General features: G+C 49.6%; 3 protein-coding genes. All 3 read right to left on the bottom strand.

Annotated elements, in window-relative coordinates:
* Window positions 1–426: 426 nt before the first annotated feature.
* A complete protein-coding gene (locus ACKI3C_RS02255; protein ID WP_407401622.1) occupies window positions 427–1,299 on the bottom strand; it encodes a hypothetical protein in 873 nt (290 codons plus the stop codon).
* A gap of 30 nt (window positions 1,300–1,329) precedes the next feature.
* Window positions 1,330–1,794: a hypothetical protein gene (locus tag ACKI3C_RS02250; RefSeq protein WP_407401620.1), complete on the bottom strand. Its 465-nt coding sequence runs from the start codon at window positions 1,792–1,794 to the stop codon at window positions 1,330–1,332.
* Between the two features lie 153 nt (window positions 1,795–1,947).
* On the bottom strand, window positions 1,948–3,318 hold the full coding sequence (locus tag ACKI3C_RS02245; RefSeq protein WP_407401618.1) for an OmpP1/FadL family transporter: 1,371 nt from the start codon (window positions 3,316–3,318) through the stop codon (window positions 1,948–1,950).
* Window positions 3,319–3,681 lie beyond the last annotated feature (363 nt).

The raw sequence follows: 3,681 nt of genomic DNA, 5'->3' as shown, positions 1-3,681 counted from the left end.
CACTGAACTCACTGATTTTTTCATTGAAAATATATATAGTGGATTTTTTAGACCTCAGGGAGGTCGTAACTTTGGTTAACCGCTGGTCGCAGACCTGCGAGCTGCCGGTGGGGGGGGTGTGAAGTGTGACAAAATCGCGGGTGCAGACCGCTACCTCGGAACGGGCAAGGTTGCGGTCTTCAACCGCGGTACAGTGTATCGCGTTTACCCTGCCCTGCCTTCGCTTGCGCTCAGTTAGGACAGGGTTATGTGCAGAACTGCGTTCTGCGTGTCGGCTTTCAGCCTCTCTTTGCTTTATGCTTTGTGCGAGAGAAAGATTTTCATAAGGTCTGGGCGGGGACTCTGCAAAATTCTATTGCTGAATAGTTACTTTACCGGACACTAATATATTTTTATGGTTTAGGGTCTAAAGTATGTAGTTGCCTTTTATTTTCCTTCGGCTTCCCACATCCATTTGCGCTCGGCCCACACTTCGCCGGTGGGGCGGATGTGGCTCAACGAGTCGGCATACTGGATGATCTCGAAGAAGTTGGCAAAGTTGTAGGAGGTTTCGTCGGGTACGTCCGAGTCCACGAGGTGCACGATGTGCGATGCCAGGATGATCCAGTCGCCGTTGTCCACTGCCTCTTTGAGCTGTTGCTTGAACTGTGTCTTGGTGAGATAGCCTGCTTTGAGGCATTCCAGCGAGAATCGTTTGAGGCAATAGCGGTCGTTCTCGGCGCGGTGGTTGGTGCCGGTGTAGCTTGCCGAGATGGCGCAGTCATAGAGGCGGCTCACCACGGGGTAGTTATCCTGGAACTTGTGGGAGTCTCCGGGCCACACGAGGATGCTGGGAGCCTTGAAGCCATAGTATTCAAATCCCTTGATGCAGTCCATTGCCGACTCCTCGATCTTCGTTGCGTCGTGGGGATGCTCGGCGTCATAGTCATACCATCCCATCGAGTGGTTGGGGTGATACAGATAGGTGAAGCCTTCGCTCTGCCACTTGAGGCACTCGTCGAGCTGGAACTGCAGCACCTTGAAGTCGTAGGGGGTGCACAGCGAGCCGCGTGCTATGTCAAAGCGGATGCCGGTCTCCATGCAGAAGTCATGAACCTTCTTGTAATTGGCTCCAAGCCGGCCCTCGTCTTTCCAGTTGAAGAAACCGTGGTCATCGTCGATCCATGTGATGGCGGCGTGCACCTCGGGAGGTGCTGGCGGCTCATCGGGTTCAACACCGGGCTCATCGACAATTGTGTTCTTGCTGTTGCAAGACACAAGGCACAATAGTATAAATAAAATGTAAGTTAGTTTTTTCATGTTGCAAAAATAGTGATAATTTTATGTGGTTTACTGGTTCACGATAACTCGGCTGGTGTAGTTGGAGAAGATGACGATCTGCACGCCAGGTTCGTCTTTATCCACGGGCAGGCCTTGCAGGTTGTAGCGTGCCACCTCGGTTGGCTCGGTGTCGCTTCCTACTGTCTGTATGGCTCCTATGGGCGTTCCCTTGGGCTTCGACATGAGCACCACCTCGCGTGTGTAGCTTGCTGTGGACGACTTCACCGCCTCGCTGCTGCTCACTTGCTCCACAGTGAAGCCGTTGTCGGCTAGCGTGTTGATGATCTCGCCCACGGTCTTGCGGTCATAATACCCGTCATAGAAAGACTTCATGCCGGCAGGTATTGCCCCCGACAGGTAGATGTCTTGAAAACTAGCAAACACATCGTTGGCAACCACGTTGACATACTCCTTCTGTGCCAGGGCACTTACACTCATCACTAGGCCAAGTAATAATAACGATAATTTTTTCATAACAGTTCATTTTTAAAGGGATGTGCAAAGGTAACTAAAATTTGCGAATTGCCATCATTTCCCGTGTGAAATAAAAAAAGGAGAACCAGTCTGCCTAGGGGGAGGGAGACCGGTTCTCGCCGTTATGATAATGTTTTATTATTTGCCGTGTGATTAGAACTTGTAGTCAAGACCCACGCCGAACACCTTGTTGGTGCGGCTGTAAACGTCCTTGCCAGCAAGGGTTGAACCGCAATAGCCACCAGGGTTGCCGGCTTCAACGCTCTTGGTATAGTCCTTATAAGTGGTCCAGAAGTAAGCGACGTTAAGTTTCAACTTGGAAGTGAGGTTCACAGCACCGCCCAAGCCTATTGAGTAACTGTTGCAAGAGAAAGAAGTCTGGCTCTGGTAGTCGTCGCTCAGGCCGTAGCTAGTGATTTGGGTACCTGTGCTCACTGTGAACATCTTGTTGATGTCCCATTCCACACCAGCGAGATACTCGTTGGTGCCGCGAGTGAGTGACTTCTGCTTGTCGCCAGCCATTCCAGCGTGCTTGTCGTCGTAGAAGTGATACTCAACAGTAGCACGCAGCTTCTCGGGAAGAATCTCGTAGCCTGCTGCCACATAGAGGATAGAGGGCAAGTCATTAGGAGTGTTCACGCCGTGGTTATAGGGTGCCAAGCTTTGCTTTACATTGGCTTCAAGAGTTTTAGCATAGGTGATAGCGGGCTCTACCTCGGCAATGGGCGACACGCTTGCGTCGTTCTTCTTGGTGTCGTTCTCAATGTTGAGCTTGGTCTTGTATTCAAACTTTGTGGCAAGAGTCAGGCGACCCACCTTGTAATCAAGGCCGATGATGGGAGTGACACCCCAACCTGTCTGGTTGCAGTCGAGCTCCACGTTGATGTTGCCTATGGGTGATGTTTTGACGTCAGATTTCACAAAACCTGTGTAGTTGCCGTTGAAGTAGTTGACGCGGGCACCCAGGTGACCAGCAAAATGCTCGTTGAACTTGTAAGAAGCACCAGCCTGTAGGCCGAAGATGTACTGGCGGCCTTTCATTGAGCTAGTGATAGCATACTTGTCGGGAGTGATTTTCATCTGTGCCAAGCCTGCCATGATGGGAGCCTCAAACATGGGGAGACCGTCGTCAAAAGAGCACTTGCCGCCGCCACCGGTCACGCCGAAACCTGCCTGGAAAACCCACTTGTCTTTTTTGTACATGGCAAACAATGACGGAAGCACGGGAGCTGCTGCATTGCCTTCATATCTCTTTGTGTTGCCCTCGGTGAGGAACAAGGGGAATGTTGCGTCCACGTTGCGGGTCTGGAATGCGCTCTGGATGTTGAGCGACAGGGTGAGGCCTTCATGCTCGTTGAAAGCAGTACCTGCGGGGTTGCTATACACGGCGTCGATTTCAGTTGATGCACCGCGAGCCATCATGCGGTTGAATGCGATGTGCTGGTTGGTGTTTGACAGCAGTCCGCCTGCCCAAGCAGACGACACTGCGATAAGTGATAATGATGCTAATAAAATTTTTTTCATAATCTTTTGTGTTTAAACAGGCTGCAAAATTAGATAGAATAAACGAAACATGTGTCCTAAACAACGAAAAAAATGTCCATAATGGCGTTTTTGTGGAAATTATTACAAAACTTAACACTTAAATCGGTTAATAAATGTTAACAGCAAAATGCTGATATTGTAACGTAACTACACGGCAACTGGGTTTCCCCGCGCAGATCTAATTGATTATTTAATTGAAAATCACTAGTGTCCACGAAAATTATTTAACACATCCGATTGCTTACAATTTGTAACCTACCATTCTTCAAACGGTATCTCCAATTGCAAAGCATTTGACCTTGCCTGTTCCGTTTTCTTTTCATCTTTCAACTCTGTGTCAGA

The sequence above is a fragment of the Sodaliphilus sp. genome, from assembly GCF_045598405.1.
GTDB lineage: Bacteria > Bacteroidota > Bacteroidia > Bacteroidales > Muribaculaceae > Sodaliphilus > Sodaliphilus limicaballi.
Note: the sequence above shows the minus strand (reverse complement) of the source record. Positions and strands in the feature narration are given on the sequence as shown.